Source organism: Amycolatopsis heterodermiae, from assembly GCF_034929455.1.
GTDB lineage: Bacteria > Actinomycetota > Actinomycetes > Mycobacteriales > Pseudonocardiaceae > Amycolatopsis > Amycolatopsis heterodermiae.
On the sequence record NZ_JAYFSI010000003.1, the window covers coordinates 39,958 to 59,016 of the forward strand.

The window sequence follows — 19,059 nt, forward strand, 5'->3', positions numbered from 1 at the left end:
GCCCCGGCGGTCTCAATTTGCGACACCGAACCGCAGCGTGAACTCCGTCTTCTGCGCCACCAGCCGGTACCGCGGCAGCACCCCCGGCCCGCAGGACGCCGACCCCAGGCCGTGCTGGGCGACGTCCAGTGTCAGGTGCACCAGCTCGCCCGCCACCAGGTCGGGAGTGTGCCGGGCGGCTTCGAGGTCGGCCGACGTCCAGCGGCGGGCCGTGAAGTCGAACACCGGGTCGCCCTCGACGTGGAGGCCTGTGCCTTCCGCGTCGGTCAGGCGCAGCCAGCGGGCGTCCGCGCGGTTGCCGTTCTCCTGCGGGAAGACGTACGGCGTCTGCAGCCCGTCGACACTGCGGGAGAACCGTCCGATCCGCGCCGCCTGGCGGCTGTCCGGGTACGCCTCGCCCGGGCCGGCGCCGAACCACTCGGCCGTGCCGAGCGCCCCCGGGACCGCCATCGTCAGGCCGAGGCGGGGGAGCGTGCCCTCCAGGCCGTCGGGCGTGATCTCGACGCGCAGCTGCAACCGGTCGCCGAGAGACGTCCACGTGTAGTCCGCGAGCAGCCCGGACGCCAGCGCCGGCGGCGCGACCCGGGTACGCACGACCAGGTCGTCGCCGTCGGCATCGACGGTGATCACCCGGTGCTGCAGCCGGTACAGGCCCGCCTCCCGCCACCCCTCGGCCGACTCGGCACGGTCGTTGTCCGTGGTCGCCCGCCAGACGTCCAGCCGCGGCCCCTGCACCGGGTGCCCGCCGAGCGTCGTCAGGCGGCCGGTCGCCGGCTCGAACTCGCCGATGCCGAGCAGCAGCCGGCCGGCGGTGCGGAACACCGGGCCGCGACGCGCCGGGCGCTCGGTCACCCGCGCGGGCGACACCGGCAGCTGACCCCAGCCGACGACGTGCCCGCCCGGCGCCCAGGACGAAGGCGACGTCAGCGACGCCGAAACCGTCAGCCACGACTCGCCCCCGGTCGCGGGCAACCGCGGAAACGGCACCGAAACACTCTGTCCGGATTGGACGGTCGGGACGTCGAGAACGCCTTCCGCGACGGCGATCCCCTCGTCCTCCAGGACCCAGGTGAACGTCAGGTGCGCGGTGCTCACGACGTCGTAGTGGTTCGACACCCGGATAGCGTCGGCGTCGGCCTCGATCCGGACCGGCTCGATGATCTTGGCGTACTCGACGAGCCCCGGTGACGGCGTCCGGTCCGGGAAGACGAGCCCGTCGATGACGAAGTTGCCGTCGTGGATCGGTTCGCCGAAGTCACCGCCGTACGCGAAATGGTCGCCGGCGGCCAGCCCGTGGTCGAGCCATTCCCAGACGAACCCGCCCTGGCAGTTCGGGTACCGCTCGAACAGCTCGCGGTACTCCAGCAGCCCGCCCGGGCCGTTGCCCATCGCGTGCCCGTACTCGCAGAGCAGGAACGGCAGGTCCCGCCGCCGCTCGTTCGGATCCGAGCGAAGCCCGATCGACTCGACTTCGGCGTGGGTCGCGTACATCCGGCTGTGGACGTCCACATAGGAGCACTCGTGGTCGCCCTCGTAATGCACCGGCCGGGTCGGGTCGCGGTGGCGCGTCCACTCGGCCATCCGCTTGAGGTTCGGCCCGGTGTGGCTCTCGTTGCCCAGCGACCAGAGGATCACGCTCGGCCGGTTCTTGTCCCGCTCGACCGTGCGGCGCATCCGGTCGAGGTAGGCGTCGGCCCACGTCGGCTCGGCGCTCGGGTTGCCGCGCCACTCCAGCGGCCCGAAGCCGTGGGTCTCCAGGTCGCACTCGTCGATCACCCACAGGCCGTATTCGTCGCACAGCTCGAGGAACGCCGGGTCCGGCGGGTAGTGGCTGGTGCGGACGGCGTTGACGTTGTGCCGCTTCATGAGCAGGACGTCGGCCAGCGCGACGTCGCGGGGCACGGCCCGGCCGGTGCGCGGGTGGTGCTCGTGCCGGTTCACCCCGCGCAGCAGCAGCCGCCGCCCGTTGACCTTGAGCTGACCGTCGTCGATCGTGACGGTCCGGAAGCCGATCCGCACCGGCACCCGCTCGGCCATTGTGGACAGTGTGCCGTCGTACAGCCGCGGCGACTCCGCGCTCCACGGCTCGACCGGGACCTCCAGCGCTAACCCGGCCGGGTGAGCCGACACCCCCAACTCGGGGATGTCGAGCAGGACGTCGGCGTCGGTCTCGACGCGGACCGTGCCGAGCCCGGTCGTGTGGTCGTAGTCCGCGCGGAGCCAGTAGTCCTCGATCCCGCCCGCCGGCCGCGCGAGCAGGGTGACGTCGCGGAAGATCCCGGACAGCCACCACATGTCCTGGTCCTCGAGGTAGCTGCCCGCCGACCACTGGTGGACGCGCACGGCCAGGACGTTGTCCCGCGGCCGCAGCAGCGGCCCGACCTCGAACTCCGAGGGCAGGCGGCTGCCCTTCGTGACGCCGAGTTCGACGCCGTTGAGCCAGATCCGGGCGCACGAGTCGATCCCGTCGAAGCGCAGCACGGCGGGCCCGGCCGGCCACGCCGCGGGCAGGTCGAAGCGGCGCCGGTGGTCGCCCGTCGGGTTGTCCGACGGCACGTGCGGCGGGTCGACCGGGAACGGGTAGTGCACGTTCGTGTAGGCGGGCTTGCCGTAGCCGTGCAGCTGCCACATCGATGGGACGGGCAGCTCGTCCCACGCCGAGTCGTCGAAGCCGTCGCGTTCGAAATCGGCGGTGGGGGAGAGCCGGAACCGCCAGGTGCCGCTCAGCGAGAGCGACGCGGCGTCGGAGGCGAAGGCCGCGCGCGGGGGCAGCGAACCGTAGCCGGGGCCCGGGTCTTCGACGTACGACATGGAGTCCTTTCAGCCCTTCAGGGCGCCGGCGGCGAGGTTGCGGATGAAGTGGCGGGCGCCGAACAGGAACACGACGACCAGCGGCACGATCGCCACGAGCGTGCCCGCCATGACGACGCTGTAGTCCTTGACGTACAGGCCGTTCAGCTGCGAGAGCGCGACCTGCAGCGTCACGTGGTTCGAGTCGATCAGCACGACCAGCGGCCACAGGTAGTCGTTCCAGGCGTTGACGAAGGTGAAGATCCCGAGGAACGCCAGCGCCGGGCGCAGCACCGGCAACGCGACCGTCAGGTACGTCCGGAAGAAGCCGCAGCCGTCCATCCGCGCGGCCTCCAGCAGCTCGTCCGCGATGGCGGTCTGCGCGTACTGCCGCATCCAGAAGATGCCGAACGCGTTGGCCGCGGCGGGCACGATCAGCGCCTTGAGGTCACCGACCCAGCCCAGGTGCGCCATGATCGTGAACTGCGGGATCGCCGAAAGCTGCGTCGGCACCACGAACGTCGCCAGCACGACGCCGAACAGCAGTGAGCTGCCGGGGAAGCGGTACTTGGCGAAGGTGAACGCGGCGAGCGAGTCGAAGAACAGCACCAGCAGCGTCGTCACGATCGCGACGACCAGGGTGTTGAGCAGCGACCCGAAGAAGTCGATCTTCGCGAAGACCTGCCCGACGTTGTGGAAGAACTCGCCGCCGAACGCCCAGGTCGGCGGGGACGAGTAGATGTCCGCCGTCGTGTTGGACGCCATCACCGCGAGCCAGTAGTAGGGGAACAGCGTGATGAGCGCGCCCAGTGTCAGGGCGGTGTAGGTGACGATCCGGCCGGCGCGCGTGGCGGTCATCGGCCCGCCTTGAGGAACCCGGGGCGCTGGATCAGCCGCCAGTTGAGGATCGCGAACAGCACGACCACGACGAAGATGCCCCACGCGATCGCCGCGCCGTAGCCGAAGTCGTTGTTCACGAAGGCGTTGTCGTAGAAGTAGAGCACCATGGTCATGCCCGCCTCGTCCGGTCCGCCGCGGTTGCCGAGCAGGATCTGCGACTCGGTGAAGATCTGCAGCCCGCTGATCGCCGACATCACCACGGAGAACAGCAGCACCGGGCGTAGCAGGGGGAGAGTGATCCGGAAGAACGTCCGGACCGGCCCGGCGCCGTCGACCTTCGCGGCCTCGTAGACGTCGGACGGCAGGGCCTGCAGGCCGGCCAGGAAGATGATCGCGTTGTAACCGACCCATCGCCAGACGATCATGATCGAGATCGCGACGCGGATCGCCCACGGGTCGGTCAGCCACGGCACCGGGTCGATGCCGACCAGGCCGAAGAACCAGTTGAGGATGCCGAACTCGCTGCTGAAGATCGAGCCGAAGACCAGCGACATCGCCACGATCGAGGTGACGTTCGGCAGGAAGTAGGCGACCCGGAACACCCCCTTGAACCGGATCGAGGAGTGCAGCCCGACCGCGATGAGCAGGGCCAGCGCGGTCATCGGGATCGTCGACATCACCCAGATGACCAGAGTGTTGCCGATCGAGTCCCAGAACGTCGGGTCGCCGACCAGGAACTCGAAGTTGCCCAGGCCCACGAACTGCATCGGCCCGACGCCGTCCCAGCGTTGCAGCGCCAGGAACAGCGAGTACAGGATCGGGTAGAGCCCGAAGACGGCGAACAGCACGAAGAACGGCGCGACGGCCAGGTACTGCGGCAGGTAGCGCCAGCGTTTCCGGCGCGTCGGAACCGGCGTCAGCACCGGAGCGGCGGGCCGGGTGAGGATCGCCATCAGAGCACCCCCTGCCGGGTCAGCAGCCGTTCGACGGTCCGGCGGGCGTCGTCCCACGCCCGGCCGGGGTCCTTCCCGGCCAGTTCGACGTTGGTCAGCTCGTCGGTGTAGGTGTCGCTGATCGCGATGTCCCACGGGCTGAAGTAGGCGGGTTTCACCTCGCGTGCGGCGCGCGCCAGAACGGACATCGTGGCCTGGCCGCCGAAGAACGGCTCCGGGGCCAGCAGTCGCGGGTCGTCGAAAGCGGCCGGGCTGGTCGGGAACAGGCCCGCCTCGAGGTAGGAGCGCGGCTGGTTCTCGGGGGAGAGCAGCCAGCGGACGACCTCGTACGCGCGGTCCGGGCGCGGGCAGTACTTCGTGATCGCCAGGAACGAGCCGCCCTGGTTGCCCGCGCCGCCCGGGCTGCGGCAGACCCGCCACTTCCCGGCCGTGTCCGGCGCGGACTTCTTGAGCTCGCCGACGATCCAGGACGCGTTGACGAAGCTCAGCTCCTTGCCGGAGTTCCAGGCGGCGTGCCGCTCGACCGAGCTGCCGGGGTCCTGCGAACCGGCGTAGCCCGCGGTGAGCCCGAAGCGGAACGCCGTGAGCGCGCGGTCCCAGGCGCGGCGCACCTGCGGCGCGTCGCCGAGGTAGGTGTTGCCCGGCTTGAAGTACTTCTCCGGCTCCTGCGCCATGGAGTAGGTGTAGACGGTCTTCGTGTCGGTGATCAGGTGCCGGCCGGGCAGTTTCTCCTGCAGGCGGCGGCCGAAGTCGAAGTAGGCGTCCCAGGTGGGCACCGCGGCGGCGACGTCGTCGGGCTCGCTGGGGAAGCCGGCCTGGGCGAACAGGTCGTGCCGGTAGTAGAGCGCGGCCGGGCCGATGTCGATCGGGAAACCGAGCTGGAACCCGTCCGGCGCCGTCCCGGCCTGCCACTTCCACGGCAGGTACTGGTCCTTGACGGTGTCCGCGCCGAGGTTCCGCAGGTCGGCGAAGTGGGCGCTGTCGGCGAAGTACGTCGCGATGTCGTCGCCGAGCATCGTGATGTCCGGCAGGTACGCCTCACCCGAGAGCGCGGCCAGCAGCCGCTGCTTGAGCTGGCCGCTGACCTGGGACGGGTAGAGCTCGCCGAACCGCCCCTGGGCGTCGGTGACGACCTGGTCGGCGAGGCCGCCGCTGGTGTACCAGAGCGTGAGCTTGCCGGGGTTGGCCGTGGTCGGGCTCGTGCAGGAGACGGCGGACCCGAGCGCCGCCACGCCCAGCCCCGCCGCGGTCAGGAAGCTACGTCGAGTCAGCGTCATCGAGGACCCTTCGGCTGCCCGTGAACGCTCCCGTGAACGTTCACGAACTGCCCGGAAGTGTGCGTCCGGTGGATCTCGCTGTCAAGGGATCAGGCGGATTCGCGCAGGTGAAGGGCGGCGCGGACGATCAGCCGGCCGGGTTCGGCTGCTCCGGTCACCAGCCGCGCGGCCTCCTCGACGGCCAGCGCGCCGAGCGAGCGCGTGTCGAGTGCGACGCTGGTGAGCTCCGGCTCGACCAGGGTGCCGAGCGCGAGCCCGTCGAAGCCGACGACGGCGAGGTCGGCGGGCACCCGCAGGCCGAACCGGCGGGCCTCGCGCAGGGCACCGATGGCGATGACGTCGTTGAAGGCGAAGACGGCGGTGACGTCGGGGTGCGCGCTGAGCAGGGTGGCCAGGGCCGCGCCGCCACCGTCGATCGTCTGGGCGGCGCGGGTGAGCCGGCCGGGGTGCACCGGGATGCCGTGCTCGGCCATGGCGCGCAGGAACCACTGCTGCCGGATGCTGGGCTCGGGGCGGCGGTCGTGGTCGAGCATGCCGATCCGCCGGTGCCCGCGCGAGACGAGGTGGCTGATCGCCTCCCGGACGCCCTCCTCGCCGTCGATGCCGATCCCGCTGAACCGGGGTGTGCGCGGCTCGCGGCCGATGAGGACGACCGGGATGCCCGGGGTGAGCCGGTCGAGGTCCTCTTCGGACCGGCTGAAGTAGCCGACGACCGCGTCGACCTGGGCGCCGATCACCTGGAGGGTGGCGAGTTCCTGGTCGAGGTCGTCGGCGGTGTCGTAGACGACGACGTGCCAGCCCCGGGAGCGGGCCGCCTCCAGCGCGCCGGAGGCGACCTCGGTGAAGAACGGGTTGAGCAGGTCGGGCACGACCAGGCCGACGGTGGTGGTGTCCTGCCGGACCAGCCCGCGGGCGAAGCGGCTCGGCCGGTAGCCCAGCTCCCGGGCGGCGTCGAGGACCCGCTGCTTGGTGGAGCCGTCGATCTCGGCCTTGTCGTTGAGCGCGCGCGAGACGGTCTGCCGCGAGACGCCCGCCGAGCGCGCGACGTCGTGGATCGTCACCCGCCGGGGTTCCGTGCTCGAGGACACCGCCCACCTCCTGTTCGGAGGTCCGAGTATGCCCGCCGTCACGCGTGAAGGCCTCCTCGAGGCTCGGGGTTGCCGTCGAGGAGGCCTTCACTCTCCCGGTCGTTATTCGGCCGGGACGCGTTCGCGGCGCTTCGAGATGACGCGCCAGCCGACGGCCAACACGATCGCCAGTACCGGGATCGAGTAGAACGCGATCTTCTCGGCGCCGTCGGAGAAGCCCATCAGCACCACCACCAGGGCCAGGAAGCCGAGCGTCGCCCAGCCGGAATACGGTGCCCACGGCATCCGGTACGACGGCCGTTCCAGCTCGCCGCGCAGCGCCGCCTGGCGCAGCCGCATCTGGCAGAAGATCAGCGTCGCCCACGTCGTGATCACGCCGAGGGACGCGATCGCGATGGCGATGTCGAACGCCTCCTTCGGCACCAGGTAGTTCAGCACCACGCCGAGCAGGTAGGCGATCGAGGTGAACATGATGCCGCCGTAGGGGACCTGCCGGCGGTTCATCCGGCCGACGAACGCCGGCGCCTCGCCCTTGTCGGCCAGCGAACGCAGGATCCGGCCGGTCGAGTAGAGCCCGGAGTTGACGCTGGACAGCGCCGCGGTGAGCACGACGGCGTTCATCACGTCGCCGATGCCCGGGATCCCCAGCCGCGAGAACACCGTGACGAACGGGCTCTCGTCGCCGTTGTAGAACGGCCAGGGCAGCAGCATCGCCAGCATCAGCACGGAACCGACATAGAAGACGCCAATGCGCCAGACGACGCTGTTGATCGCCTTGGGCAGCACCTTGCGGGCGTCCTTGGTCTCGCCGGCCGCGATGCCGACGACCTCGATGGCCGAGTAGGCGAAGATGACCGCCTGCAGCGTCATCAGCGCGACGCCGATGCCGGCCGGGAAGAATCCACTGTGGTCGGTCAGGTTGTGCACGCCGGCCGGGGTGCCACCGATGTCGGCGCTGGTGAACACCAGCCCGAGCGCGGTGATCAGGAAGACGACGATGGCCAGCACCTTGACCACCGAGAACCAGAACTCCAGCTCGCCGAACAGCTTCACCGACAGCAGGTTCACCGCCAGCAGCACACCCAGCGCCACGAGCGCGGTGATCCACTGGGGCACGTCCGGCAGCCACTTGTGGACGTAGATCGCGACGGCCGTGATCTCCGCGATCCCGGTCATCGCCCAGTTCACCCAGTACATCCAGCCGGACGCGAACCCGGCCCACGGCCCGATGAACTTCCGGGCGTAGGTGACGAAACTGCCGGAGCTCGGCTCGTGCAGCACGAGCTCGCCGAGCGCGCGCATCACGAAGTAGGCGGCCACCCCGCAGATCGCGTAGGAGAGGACCAGCGACGGGCCGACCTGGTGGAGCTTGCCGCCGGCGCCGAGGAACAGCCCGACACCGATCGCGCCGCCGATGGCGATCATCTGCACTTGGCGGTTGCCGAGCGCTTTCGAGTAGCTTTCACCTTTTTCGGTGAGCAGCGAGGAATCCATGGTTGCCAGACGCTAGAGCGTGAGCGGCAAGTGACCAAGCACACTAAGGAAGACTTAAGGTGTGCGAGAGATCACCTTGGTGGTTTTCCTCGTATTTCCCGTTTCGATTTGACAAGTTCACCCGCGACCCCGGTGTCCGCGCGCCACGGCGGGCTTCTACGCTACGGCCGTGGATCTCGCGGCGCTGCTGGACCGGATCGCCGACGACGTCGCGCCCGAGGTCGGCCGCGGCGCCGTCGCGGACTACATCCCCGCCCTGGCCCGGGTCCGGCCGGGGTTCGGCATCGCGGTGGCCGATGTGGACGGTGGCGTGCACGGCGCGGGCGACTGGCTGCGGCCGTTCTCCGTGCAGAGCATGTCGAAGGTCTTCACCCTCGCCCTGGTGCTCGCCCGCGGCGACGACGTCTGGACGCGCGTCGGCCGCGAGCCGTCCGGCGACCCGTTCAACTCCCTGGTGCAGCTGGAACACGAGGACGGCATCCCGCGCAACCCGTTCATCAACGCGGGCGCCCTGGTCGTGACCGACGAGCTCACCTGCCACGGCGACGCGGTGGGCGCGCTGCTCTCGTTCCTCCGCGCGGAAAGCGGCCACGCGGACATCGACGTCGACGCCGAGGTGGCCGCGTCCGAGGCCGGGCACGCCGACCGCAACCGCGCGCTCGCCTACTTCATGGCCTCCTACGGCAACATGCGCAACCCGGTACCGTCCGTTTTGGACCAGTACGTCCGCCAGTGCTCGATCGCGATGTCCTGCCGGGACGTCGCGCGCTCGGCGTTGTTCCTGGCCCGCCACGGCATCCGCAACGACGGCACCCGGCTGCTCGGGCTCAGCTCGGCGAAGCGGATCAACGCGGTGATGCTGACGTGCGGCACGTACGACGCGGCGGGCGAGTTCGCCTACCGCGTCGGCCTCCCGGGCAAGAGCGGCGTCGGCGGCGGGATCGTGGCGATCGTCCCGGGCCGCTGCGCGGTCTGCGTCTGGAGCCCCGGCCTGGACGCCCGCGGAAACTCGGTGGCGGGCGTCGCGGCCCTGGACCGGTTCACGACGTTGACCGGTTGGTCGGTGTTCTAACGCAGGTAGTTGTAGACGCTCGCCCGCGAGATCCCGAGCAGCTCGGTCAGCGAGGGCACCGCGTTCTTCAGCTCCAGGAACCCGCGCGCCTTCAGCACCCGCACGAGGTCCTTCTTCCCGGCCGCCGGCAGGGTGAGGGGTGAGTGGCCGCGCTCGGCCGCGTAGTCCTCGACCAGCGCGCGCAGCTCGTCGCCGGTGCGGGCCTGCAGCGTCTCGGTCAGGGGCGCCGGGTCGTCGGTGCGGGTGAGGCGGGTCAGGGCGTGGGCGGCCGAGCCGAGCAGGGAGACGTCGAGGTTGAGGCACAGCGCCGCGACGTACTCGCCCTCGCGGTTGCGGATGCCGATCGACGTGCTCTTGGCCGGACGGCCGTCGGGGAAGCGGTTCGGGTAGTTCTGCAGCACGTCGGGGAAGCCCGGGTCGGCGATGCGCGCCAGGCCCAGCTCCGTCGCCGGGTCGCCGACGGCCCGGCCGGACAGGCCGCCTTCGATCGCGCGCACCGCGTGGGCCGGGTCGCGCAGGTCGTGCAGCACGACCTCGCACAACCCCGGGAACATCCGGCCGACCGCGTGCGCGATCTTCTCCGCCTCGCGCAGCAGCAGCTCGTCCTCGGTCATCCGAGCAGCTCCCGCAGCTTGTCGGGCGCTTTCAGGCCGGATCCGGTGAGCACGACGACGGTGGTCTCGCCCGGCCGGATCGCGCCGCGTGCGCGGAACACGTCGATCGCGGCGGCGGCGCTCGCGCTGGTCGGCTCGGCGTAGAGGCCGAGAGCCGCGAGCCGCCGGGCGGCCACGGCGATCGCGTCCTCCTCGATGGCGGCCGTGTCGCCGCCCGAGCGCCGGATCGCCGCGACGACCTCGGGCAGCCGGACCGGGTGCCGGATCGCGGTGCCCTCGGCGACGGTCGGGGCGAACGGCGGCGGCTCCCGGTCGTGGAACGCGGCGTCGATCGGGGAGCAGTTGCGGGGCTGCGCGACGAGCAGACGCGGCCGTCGCGCGATCGAACCGGCGGCCAGCAGCTCGCCGAACCCGAGGTCGAGACCCAGCACGATGCTGCCGGCCCCGGCGACCGTGACGACCGCGTCCGGCGCGCGGAAGCCCAGGTCCTCCCACAGCTCGTAGGCCAGGGTCTTGGTGCCCTGCAGGAAGAACGGGTGCCAGTTGTGGCTGGCGTAGGTCGTGGTCGCCGAGCGCCGGACCGCTTCGGCGGCGGTGTCGTCGCGCGTGCCGGGCACCAGTTCGACGGTCGCGCCGTACGCGCGGGTCTGCAGGACCTTCGCGGCCGACGTGCCCTCGGGCGCCAGCACGGTCGCCGCGATCCCGGCCGCGGCGCTGTAGGCCGAGACGGACGAGCCGCCGTTGCCCGAGCTGTCCTCCAGCAGGTCCGTGACGCCGGCCCCGGCCAGGGCTGCCACCATGACGCTGGACCCGCGGTCCTTGAAGCTGCCGGTCGGGCTGAACCACTCGAGCTTGAACCGGACCTCGGCGTCGCCCCACGGCCGCGGGACCAGGGGAGTGCAACCCTCGCCGAGCGAGAGCGGGCGCAGGTCGCCGGGCAGGGCGGCGCGGTAGCGCCAGAGCGACCGGACCCCGGTTTCGACGTCGCCGGGAGCCAGGCCGGGCAGCGGCGCGACGGTGAGCGGGGCGCCGTCGTCACCCCGCCAGCGCAGCGGGTCGCCCGGGTAGCGCGTCCCCGAGCGCTCGTCGGCGTACCAGTACTCCACGACACCTCCAGCTTTGGACAGTGCGTCCAAGGGTAGACGATGTGTCCACCGTTACCGACGGGTATGCGAAATGTTTTCAGCTTTTTCTCAGGAAAGATCCGTAACGCGCGCGGCGAAAATTTCGATCTAGCCCGCCCGGCGGCCGGTACTCGGAGATACCGAAGGTGCCTGGCCGAATACCGGGAGTCGCCCAGGTCGCCGAGCCGTCCGGCGCCCTGCTCGCCGTCCCGGGTCTTGTGAACACGCGGAACCCGGGCGTCCGGGGAATCCACAGTGGACTGGAAGTACGTCGTCGGGCCCGTTCGGCGCATTCCGGGTGATTCTTTCCGGCGCCGGGAAAAATGCCGGGGGAATAGTCGCCGAGTCGTTCGGTATTCCGCTGCGCGTCAATGCCGTGACGGGTGGTGTTATGTGGTCGATTTTACCGTCACGACACTTGGTGTTGGCGTCCGGGAAACGGCGCACCCGCCGGACGGAGTGGTCCGGTGCGGGCAGTCCCACTGCGTCCACCGGGTGAGATGGCTTGCCCCGTCCGGAGGTGTGGACCACCGCGACCAGGGTGTATGACCGTCGTGGTGGGCTATTGATCGCTGTGCAACGGATATCCCGTGCCCGATCCCGGCCCGTGGTACGTGACGGCCGCGTTAAATTCTTGCGTCTCCAGCCTGGTCGATCCCGAATTTTCTGCACCACCGCGACGAATTCGCGGTGGGTTGTTGACGGAACGGGGTGAACGCGCTTAAGTACTCCCCGTTACCCCATCACCCTTTCGGTTGTAGCGGGAGTTCCCATGCGTGTCTCGAAAGACGACCGCGAACCGGCCGTGCCGGTCGTCGCCGTCTCGCCGCTCGCGTGGCCTTCGGCGCGCGGGGTCGCGGCCGCCGCACGCGGTGGCGGGCTCGGCGTCCTCGACCTGACCGGCCCGGCGGACCCGGCGTCGGAAGAGCTGGCTTTGCTGGCGGAATGGGGGATCCCGGCCTTCGGGGTCCGGCTCACGCGCCCGCCCGCGGACGCGGAACTGCCCGAAGCCGCCGGCACCGTGCTGCTGACCGAGGACTCGCCGTGCACCGCGCGCGACTTCCCGGGACGGCGGGTGCTGGCCGAGGTCACCAGCCGCGCGTCGGCCGCGCGGGCGGTCGACGGCGGCGCCCACGGCTTGATCGCCCGCGGTCACGAGTGTGGCGGCCGGACGGGTGAGCTGAGCACTTTCGTGTTGCTGCAGGCGTTGCTGGTCGACGAGACCGTGCCGGTCTGGGCGGCGGGCGGGATCGGCCCGCACACCGCGGCCGCCGCCGTCGCGGGTGGCGCGGCCGGCGTGGTCGTCGACACCCAGCTCGCGCTCCTGCCGGAGGCGGAACTGCCCTCGGCGCTCACCACCGCCGTCACCGGCCTCGACGGCTCGGAGACCGTGGTCGTCGACGGCGTCCGCGTGCTGTCCCGCCGCGGGGCGGCCACGCCGATCGAAGCAGGTCAGGACGTTTTTCTCGCCACCCGCTTCCGCGACCGCTGGGGCACGGTGACCGCGGCGGTGCGCGGCCTGCGCGAGGCGATCGGCGACGCGCTGCGCGCGGACGTCACGGTGCTCGGCCCGGACACCGCCGGCAGCCGCGCGTTCGGCACGCCCCTGCCCGTGGCGCAGGGCCCGATGACCCGGGTGAGCGACCAGGCCGCGTTCGCCGCCGAGGTCGCCGCGGGCGGCGCGCTGCCGTTCATCGCGCTCGCGCTGTCCGGCCCGGACCAGACCCGCGAAGTCCTGGTGCGGACGCGCGAAGCGGTCGGTCACGCGCCTTGGGGCGTCGGGGTGCTCGGCTTCGCCGCCGACGACGTCAAAGCCGCCCAGCTCGAGGTGATCCGCGAGCTGCGGCCCACCCACGCGATCATCGCCGGCGGCCGCCCGGCCCAGGCCACGGCGCTGGAGGACGTCGGCATCAGCACGTTCCTGCACGTGCCGTCACCCGGGCTGCTCAAGCAGTTCCTCGAGGCCGGCGCCCGCAAGTTCGTCTTCGAGGGCGCGGAATGCGGCGGCCACGTCGGCCCACGCACCAGCTTCCCGCTCTGGGAAGCGCAGCTCGGTGTCCTCGGCGACTTCCTCGCGGCGACCCCGGACGCCGCCGCGGAGCTGCAGATCCTGTTCGCGGGCGGGATCCACGACGAGCGTTCGGCCGCGATGGTCGCCGCACTCACCGCGCCGGTCGCGGTCCGCGGCGCCGCGGTCGGCGTACTCATGGGCACCGCCTACCTCTTCACCCACGAGGCCGTCGACGCCGGGGCCGTCCTCCCGCTGTTCCAGCGGCAGCTGCTCGAAGCCCGGCACACCGACCTGCTCGAAACCGCGCCGGGGCACGCCACCCGGTGCGTCCGCAGCCCGTTCACCGAGGAGTACGCGGCGCTCAAGGCGGAGCTCGCCGAACGCGGCGTGCCGAGCCGGGACGCCTGGGAGCAGCTGGAAACGCTCAACGTCGGGCGGCTTCGCCTGGCGAGCAAGGGCATCGAGCGCGTGGGCGCCGTCCTGCGCGAGGTCGGCGAGGACCGCCAGCTCACCGAAGGCATGTTCATGGCCGGCGAGGTCGCCGTGCTGCGCTCGGCCGTCACCACGATCGCGGACCTGCACACCGCGGTCGGCGAAGGTGCGAACGCGTTCCTGCGCGAGCGGACCGCCGCGTTCGGCGTCACGACGCCGGAGCCGCCCGCGCCCGAACCGCTGGACGTCGCGATCGTCGGGATGGCCTGCATGTTCCCGCAGGCGCCGGACCTCGCGTCGTTCTGGGCGAACGTCCTGGCCGGCGCGGACGCCGTCACCGAGGTGCCGCCGCAGCGCTGGGACATCTCCCTCTACTTCGACCCCGAGGGCCAAGGCGAGAAGACACCGTCGCGTTGGGGCGGTTTCCTGCCCGAGATCGGCTTCGACCCGCTGCGCTACGGCATCCCGCCGTCGTCGCTGGCCAGCATCGAGCCGGTGCAGCTGCTGGCCCTGGAGGCCGCGCACCGCGCGCTCGCGGACGCGGGGTACGCCGAGCGCGCGTTCGACCGGGCGCGGACGTCGGTCGTGTTCGGCGCGGAGGCGGGCAGCGACCTGTCCAACGCGATGACGCTGCGCTCCGTTCTCCCGTCCTACCTGGGCGAACTGCCGCCCGCGCTCGACGAGCAGCTGCCGACGATCACCGAGGACTCGTTCCCCGGCGTGCTGGCCAACGTCATCGCCGGCCGGATCGCCAACCGGCTCGACCTGGGCGGGGCGAACTACACCGTCGACGCCGCGTGCGCGTCCTCGCTTACCGCGGTCGACGTCGCCTGCAAGGAACTGACCGCCGGCACCAGCGACCTCGTCCTGTGCGGCGGCGCCGACCTGCACAACGGCATCAACGACTACCTCCTCTTCGCCTCGGCGCACGCCCTGTCCCCGACGGGACGCTCGGCGACGTTCGACAGCGCGGCCGACGGCATCGCGCTCGGCGAAGGCGTCGCCTGCGTCGCGCTGAAACGCCTCGCCGACGCCGAACGCGACGGCGACCGCGTGTATGCCGTGATCAAGGGCGTCGGCGCGGCGTCCGACGGGCGCGCGCTCGGGCTGACGGCGCCGCGGCCGGAAGGCCAGCGCACCGCGCTGACCCGCGCGTACCGCAACGCCGGCGTCTCGCCCGCGCAGGTCGGGCTGGTCGAGGCGCACGGCACCGGGACCGTCGTCGGGGACCGGACCGAGCTGGGCACGCTGACCAAGGTGTTCACCGAGGCCGGCGCGGCGCCGGGTGGCTGCACGATCGGCTCGGTCAAGTCCCAGATCGGCCACACGAAGTGCGCCGCGGGCCTGGCCGGGCTGATCAAGACGGCGATGGCGCTGCACACCGGCGTCAAACCGCCGACCCTGCACGTGACCTCGCCGAACCCGGCGTGGGACGCTTCGACCAGCCCGTTCGTGTTCCAGTCGGCCCCGCAGCCGTGGAGCGCGCCGCCCGCCGAGCGGATCGCCGGGGTCAGCGCGTTCGGCTTCGGGGGCACCAACTTCCACGTCGTGCTCGGCGCGCACGACGGCGTCCCGCCCGCCCAGGTCGGCGACGAGTGGCCGGCGGAGCTGTTCACCTTCGCCACGGACGCGGCGGCGCGGGACCTCCTCGCGCTGGCCGAGGACGTCCCCGCCGGGAAGCAGCCGTGGCGGCTGCGGGATCTTGCACTGAGCGCTTCTCGCCGGGCCTCGGGGAAGGTTCGGCTCGCGCTCGTCGCGTCCACTGTGGACGAGCTGACCGCCTTGCTGCGTCAAGCGTTGTCCGGTGTGGACACGCCTGGGGTCTACCGCTTCGAGGAATCGGGCGAGGTCGCGGTGTTGTTCCCCGGCCAGGGGAGCCAGCGGCCCGGGATGTTCGCCGAGCTGTTCGTCATGTTCCCGGAGCTGCAGCGTTACCTGCGGCTCGACCCGGCCACCGTGTCGACGGTGTTCGGCCCGGCCGTGTTCGGCGAACCGGCACGGCAGGCTTTCGCGGATCGCGTCACCGACACCCGCGTCGCCCAGCCCGCGCTCGGTCTCGCAGGGCTGGCCGCGTTCCGGCTGCTGACCCGCGCCGGCGTCCGGCCCGCGATGACAGGCGGTCACAGCTACGGCGAGCTGACAGCCCTGGCCGCGGCGGGTGCCCTCACCCCGGAGGCGCTGCTGCACGCCAGCCATGCCCGGGCCGAAGCCATCCTCGGCGCGATCCCGTCGTCGGACCCGGGCGCGATGGCCGCGGTTTCCGCGCCCGCGGACGAAGTCGGTGCGATCGTCGCGGAACTGGGCTCAGTGGTGCTGGCGAACCACAACTCGCCCAAGCAGACGGTGATCTCCGGGCCGACCGCCGAAGTCGAGACCGCGGTCGGGCTGCTGCGGGCCGCCGGGCTCGGCGCGAAGCGGATCCAGGTCGCGTGCGCGTTCCACAGCCCGCTGGTCGCGGCGGCGGGGGAGACGTTCGGCCGGTCCCTCGACGCGATCGGGGTGGTCCGGCCGTCGATTCCGGTCTACGGCAACCGGACAGCGGCGCCCTACTCCGACGACGTCCGCGCTGAACTCGCCGCGCAGATCGGCTCGCCGGTCCGGTTCGTCGAGCAGATCGAGGCGATGTACGAGGCGGGCGCGCGCGTCTTCGTCGAAGCGGGTCCCGGAGCGGTGCTGGCGAAGCAGGTCACGGCGATCCTCGGTGACCGTCCGCATCGGACGGTCGGCTTCGAACAGCCGGGCCGCCGCGGCCTGCCGGGGTTCCTGAACGCGCTCGCCCAGCTGGCGGCGTCCGGCGTGGCGATCGAGACGAGCTGGCTGTTCCGCGGCCGCGACGCCGTCGACGCGGCTTCCGTGCCGCGGCCGAAGCGTCCCGGATGGACGGTGGACGGCCACCTGCTCCGCACCGCGGACGGCACGATCCCGGCGGGCGCCCTCCAGCCCGCGGAACGGCTCCCGCAGGTCGTGACCCCGGCTTCTCCGGCGGGCACCTCGGACGCGATGGTGGCGGACTTCCTGCGCACGAGCCGCGAGATGATCGCGGCCCAGCGCGACGTCCTGCTGGGCTACTTCGGCACCGACGTCCCGGCCCCCCTGGCCGCTGCGGTCCCGGTCGCCGACCATCGCCCCAATGTGGCGTTGGGTGCATCCAACGCACCGAACGCCACATTGGGTGCGTCTGACGCACCCAACGCCACATTGGGGCGGTCGGTGCTCGAGACCGTGGTCGAGGTGATCGGGGAGCGGACGGGGTATCCGGTGGACATGATCGAGCCGGACCTCGATCTGGAAGCCGACCTCAGCGTGGATTCGATCAAGCGGGCGGAGATCGCGGGTGAGCTGGCGAGCAGGCTGGGCCTGGACGCCGGTGCCGACGTCGAGACGTTCGCCAAGGCCCGGACCGCGGCGGCGATTGCCGAGCTGATCGGAGCCGGCGCGCCCGAGCCGGTCGTGGTGGCCACCCGGTCTGTTCTGGACACGGTGATCGAGGTGATCGGCGACCGGACCGGCTATCCCGCGGACATGATCGAGCCGGACCTCGATCTGGAAGCCGACCTCAGCATCGACTCGATCAAACGGGCCGAGATCGCCGGGGAACTGGCCACCCGCCTCGGCCTCGACCCGGACGGCGACGTCGAGGAACTCGCCAAGGCCCGGACCGCCGCCGCGATCGCCGGGCTGGTGGGCGGGGTGGCCACACAGCCGCGAACCCAGCCCGACGTCGAGGAACTCGCCAAGGGCCGGACCGCCGCCGGGCTCGTGGGTGGGGCGGCCGAACCGCTGCGAACCCGGCCCGACGTCGAGGAACTCGCCAAGGCCCGGACCGCCGCCGGGCTCGTCGGTGGGGCGGTCGAACCGCTGCGAACCCAGCCCGACGTTGAGGGGCTCGCCAAGGCCCGGACCGCCGCCGGGCTCGCGGCCGAGCAGCCGCGAACCCAGCCCAAGTTCGAGACCGGGCCGCAGCCCCTCATCGTCGCCCCGAAACGCCTGGTCATGGCCGAGGTCGACCTCGTGCCCGCCGGCCCGCCCGAGGTCGCCGGGCGGAAGTTCCTCGTCCTCGGCGCCGGGCCGCTCGCCGATGCAGTCCGGGCGAAGCTGACCAAGCTGGGGGCGACGGCCGAGATCGCCGACACCGTCCGGCCGGGGTTCGACGGTGTGCTCGACCTCCCGGAAGGCGGGCCCGTGCTGCCCGCCGCGTTCCCCCGTTACCGCGACGCCCTCGCCGGGAACCCTGCCTGGCTGCTCACCGCCGGGCCCGGCGAAGGCCTGCGCGGCTTCTACCGCAGCGTCTCCCGCGAATACCCGGACACGATCGCCCGGGTCGTCGAGCACCCACGCGGCACCACCGTTGACGAGCAAGCCGAAGGACTCGTCGCCGAGCTGTCCACTGTGGACCGCGAGCCCGTCGTGGTCCGGGACGGCGAGCGGCGCCGCGGGTTCCGGATGACCGAACAGGACCTCGGCCTGCTCGGCAGCAGCGGCGCGGGCCCGGCCGGTGACGGCACCGCCGAAGCCACCGCGGCCGGGCTGGACCGCGACTCCGTCGTCCTGCTCGTCGGCGGCGCCAAGGGCATCACGGCCCGGTTCGCCGCGACGCTGGCTGCCGCGTCCCACTGCCGCCTCGAACTCGTCGGCCGGACAGCAGTACCAGCCGCCGAGGACGAATATCCGCAGGCCAAGGACGCCAAGGCACTCAGGACGGCCCTGATCGCGAGCGGTCTCAAAAGCCCGGCCGAGATCGAACGCGCCGTGCGCCGGATCCTCGGCGAACGCGAGGTCCGCGGGACCCTCGAGCGGCTCGAAGCGCTCGGCAGCCCGGTGCGCTACCAGTCGGTCGACATGCTCGACGCCGAGGCCGTGCACCGCGCGGTCAAGGAGATCCACGCCGAGCACGGCCGCCTCGACGGCATCGTCTACGCGGCCGGCGTCATCGAGGACAAGCTCGTCGCCGAGAAGACGCCGGAGTCGTTCACCCGCGTCTACGGGACCAAAGTGGACGGCGCGAAGATGCTGCTGGAAGCGACGGCCGACCTGCCCGACGAGCCGAAGTTCGTCGTCCTCTTCGGCAGCATCGCCGCGGCGCTCGGCAACCGCGGCCAGTCGGACTACGCCGCGGCCAACGACGCCCTCGAATCCCTGGGCAGCCGCTGGCCCGCGGGCCGCGCCGTGACCGTCCACTGGGGACCGTGGGCGCCGACCGGCACCAACGACGGCATGGTCACCCCCGAGCTGATGCGTGACTACGCCCGCCGCGGCATCGCGCTGATCGACCCGGAGGAAGGCACCCTCGGCCTGCTGCGCGAGCTGGCCTGGGGCCGCCCGGAGACGTCCGCCGTCGTCCACACCGCTTCGGGCTGGTGACGC

General features: G+C 71.8%; 10 protein-coding genes. 2 read left to right on the forward strand and 8 right to left on the reverse strand.

The features are described from left to right. Positions 1 to 12: 12 nt before the first annotated feature. The 6 genes from VA596_RS16140 to VA596_RS16165 form a co-directional block, all read right to left on the reverse strand. On the reverse strand, positions 13 to 2,811 hold the full coding sequence (locus tag VA596_RS16140; protein ID WP_323327850.1) for a glycoside hydrolase family 2 TIM barrel-domain containing protein: 2,799 nt from the start codon (positions 2,809 to 2,811) through the stop codon (positions 13 to 15). A gap of 9 nt (positions 2,812 to 2,820) precedes the next feature. Continuing rightward, positions 2,821 to 3,648: a carbohydrate ABC transporter permease gene (locus VA596_RS16145; protein WP_323327852.1), complete on the reverse strand. Its 828-nt coding sequence runs from the start codon at positions 3,646 to 3,648 to the stop codon at positions 2,821 to 2,823. Continuing rightward, positions 3,645 to 4,583, reverse strand: a complete 939-nt coding sequence (locus VA596_RS16150; RefSeq protein WP_323327854.1) for a carbohydrate ABC transporter permease — start codon at positions 4,581 to 4,583, stop codon at positions 3,645 to 3,647. The genes VA596_RS16145 and VA596_RS16150 overlap by 4 nt, the downstream gene beginning before the upstream one ends. Further along, positions 4,583 to 5,860, reverse strand: coding sequence for an ABC transporter substrate-binding protein (locus VA596_RS16155; protein ID WP_323327856.1), 1,278 nt, complete (start codon positions 5,858 to 5,860; stop codon positions 4,583 to 4,585). The genes VA596_RS16150 and VA596_RS16155 overlap by 1 nt, the downstream gene beginning before the upstream one ends. An 89-nt stretch (positions 5,861 to 5,949) precedes the next feature. Beyond that, positions 5,950 to 6,948 (reverse strand): LacI family DNA-binding transcriptional regulator, encoded by a 999-nt coding sequence (locus VA596_RS16160; protein ID WP_323327858.1) that lies wholly within the window; start codon positions 6,946 to 6,948, stop codon positions 5,950 to 5,952. Positions 6,949 to 7,050: 102 nt separating this feature from the next. Further along, complete coding sequence (locus tag VA596_RS16165; protein ID WP_323327860.1) at positions 7,051 to 8,442, reverse strand: amino acid permease; 1,392 nt, start codon at positions 8,440 to 8,442, stop codon at positions 7,051 to 7,053. A gap of 169 nt (positions 8,443 to 8,611) precedes the next feature. On the opposite strand from VA596_RS16165, the gene VA596_RS16170 reads away from it, so the two are divergent. Then, positions 8,612 to 9,514 carry a glutaminase gene (locus tag VA596_RS16170; RefSeq protein WP_323327862.1) on the forward strand — a complete coding sequence of 301 codons (903 nt, stop codon included), beginning with the start codon at positions 8,612 to 8,614 and terminating at the stop codon, positions 9,512 to 9,514. On the opposite strand, the gene VA596_RS16175 is transcribed toward VA596_RS16170, so the two are convergent. Continuing rightward, positions 9,511 to 10,128 carry a helix-turn-helix transcriptional regulator gene (locus VA596_RS16175; protein ID WP_323327864.1) on the reverse strand — a complete coding sequence of 206 codons (618 nt, stop codon included), beginning with the start codon at positions 10,126 to 10,128 and terminating at the stop codon, positions 9,511 to 9,513. The two genes, VA596_RS16170 and VA596_RS16175, sit on opposite strands and share 4 nt — an antisense overlap. Beyond that, a complete protein-coding gene (locus VA596_RS16180) occupies positions 10,125 to 11,264 on the reverse strand; it encodes a threonine synthase (protein ID WP_323327866.1) in 1,140 nt (379 codons plus the stop codon). Before VA596_RS16180 ends, VA596_RS16175 begins: the two co-directional genes overlap by 4 nt. A gap of 760 nt (positions 11,265 to 12,024) precedes the next feature. Between VA596_RS16180 and VA596_RS16185 the strand changes: the two genes are divergently transcribed. Further along, positions 12,025 to 19,056, forward strand: a complete 7,032-nt coding sequence (locus VA596_RS16185; RefSeq protein WP_323327868.1) for an SDR family NAD(P)-dependent oxidoreductase — start codon at positions 12,025 to 12,027, stop codon at positions 19,054 to 19,056. Positions 19,057 to 19,059: the final 3 nt, after the last annotated feature.

What these genes read in the sequence shown, in the direction of transcription:
- VA596_RS16140 (WP_323327850.1), bottom strand. Translation starts at nt 2,811, where the DNA reads ATGTCGTACGTCGAAGACCCGGGCCCCGGCTACGGTTCGCTGCCCCCG.
- VA596_RS16145 (WP_323327852.1), bottom strand. Translation starts at nt 3,648, where the DNA reads ATGACCGCCACGCGCGCCGGCCGGATCGTCACCTACACCGCCCTGACA.
- VA596_RS16150 (WP_323327854.1), bottom strand. Translation starts at nt 4,583, where the DNA reads ATGGCGATCCTCACCCGGCCCGCCGCTCCGGTGCTGACGCCGGTTCCG.
- VA596_RS16155 (WP_323327856.1), bottom strand. Translation starts at nt 5,860, where the DNA reads ATGACGCTGACTCGACGTAGCTTCCTGACCGCGGCGGGGCTGGGCGTG.
- VA596_RS16165 (WP_323327860.1), bottom strand. Translation starts at nt 8,442, where the DNA reads ATGGATTCCTCGCTGCTCACCGAAAAAGGTGAAAGCTACTCGAAAGCG.
- VA596_RS16175 (WP_323327864.1), bottom strand. Translation starts at nt 10,128, where the DNA reads ATGACCGAGGACGAGCTGCTGCTGCGCGAGGCGGAGAAGATCGCGCAC.
- VA596_RS16185 (WP_323327868.1), top strand. Translation starts at nt 12,025, where the DNA reads ATGCGTGTCTCGAAAGACGACCGCGAACCGGCCGTGCCGGTCGTCGCC.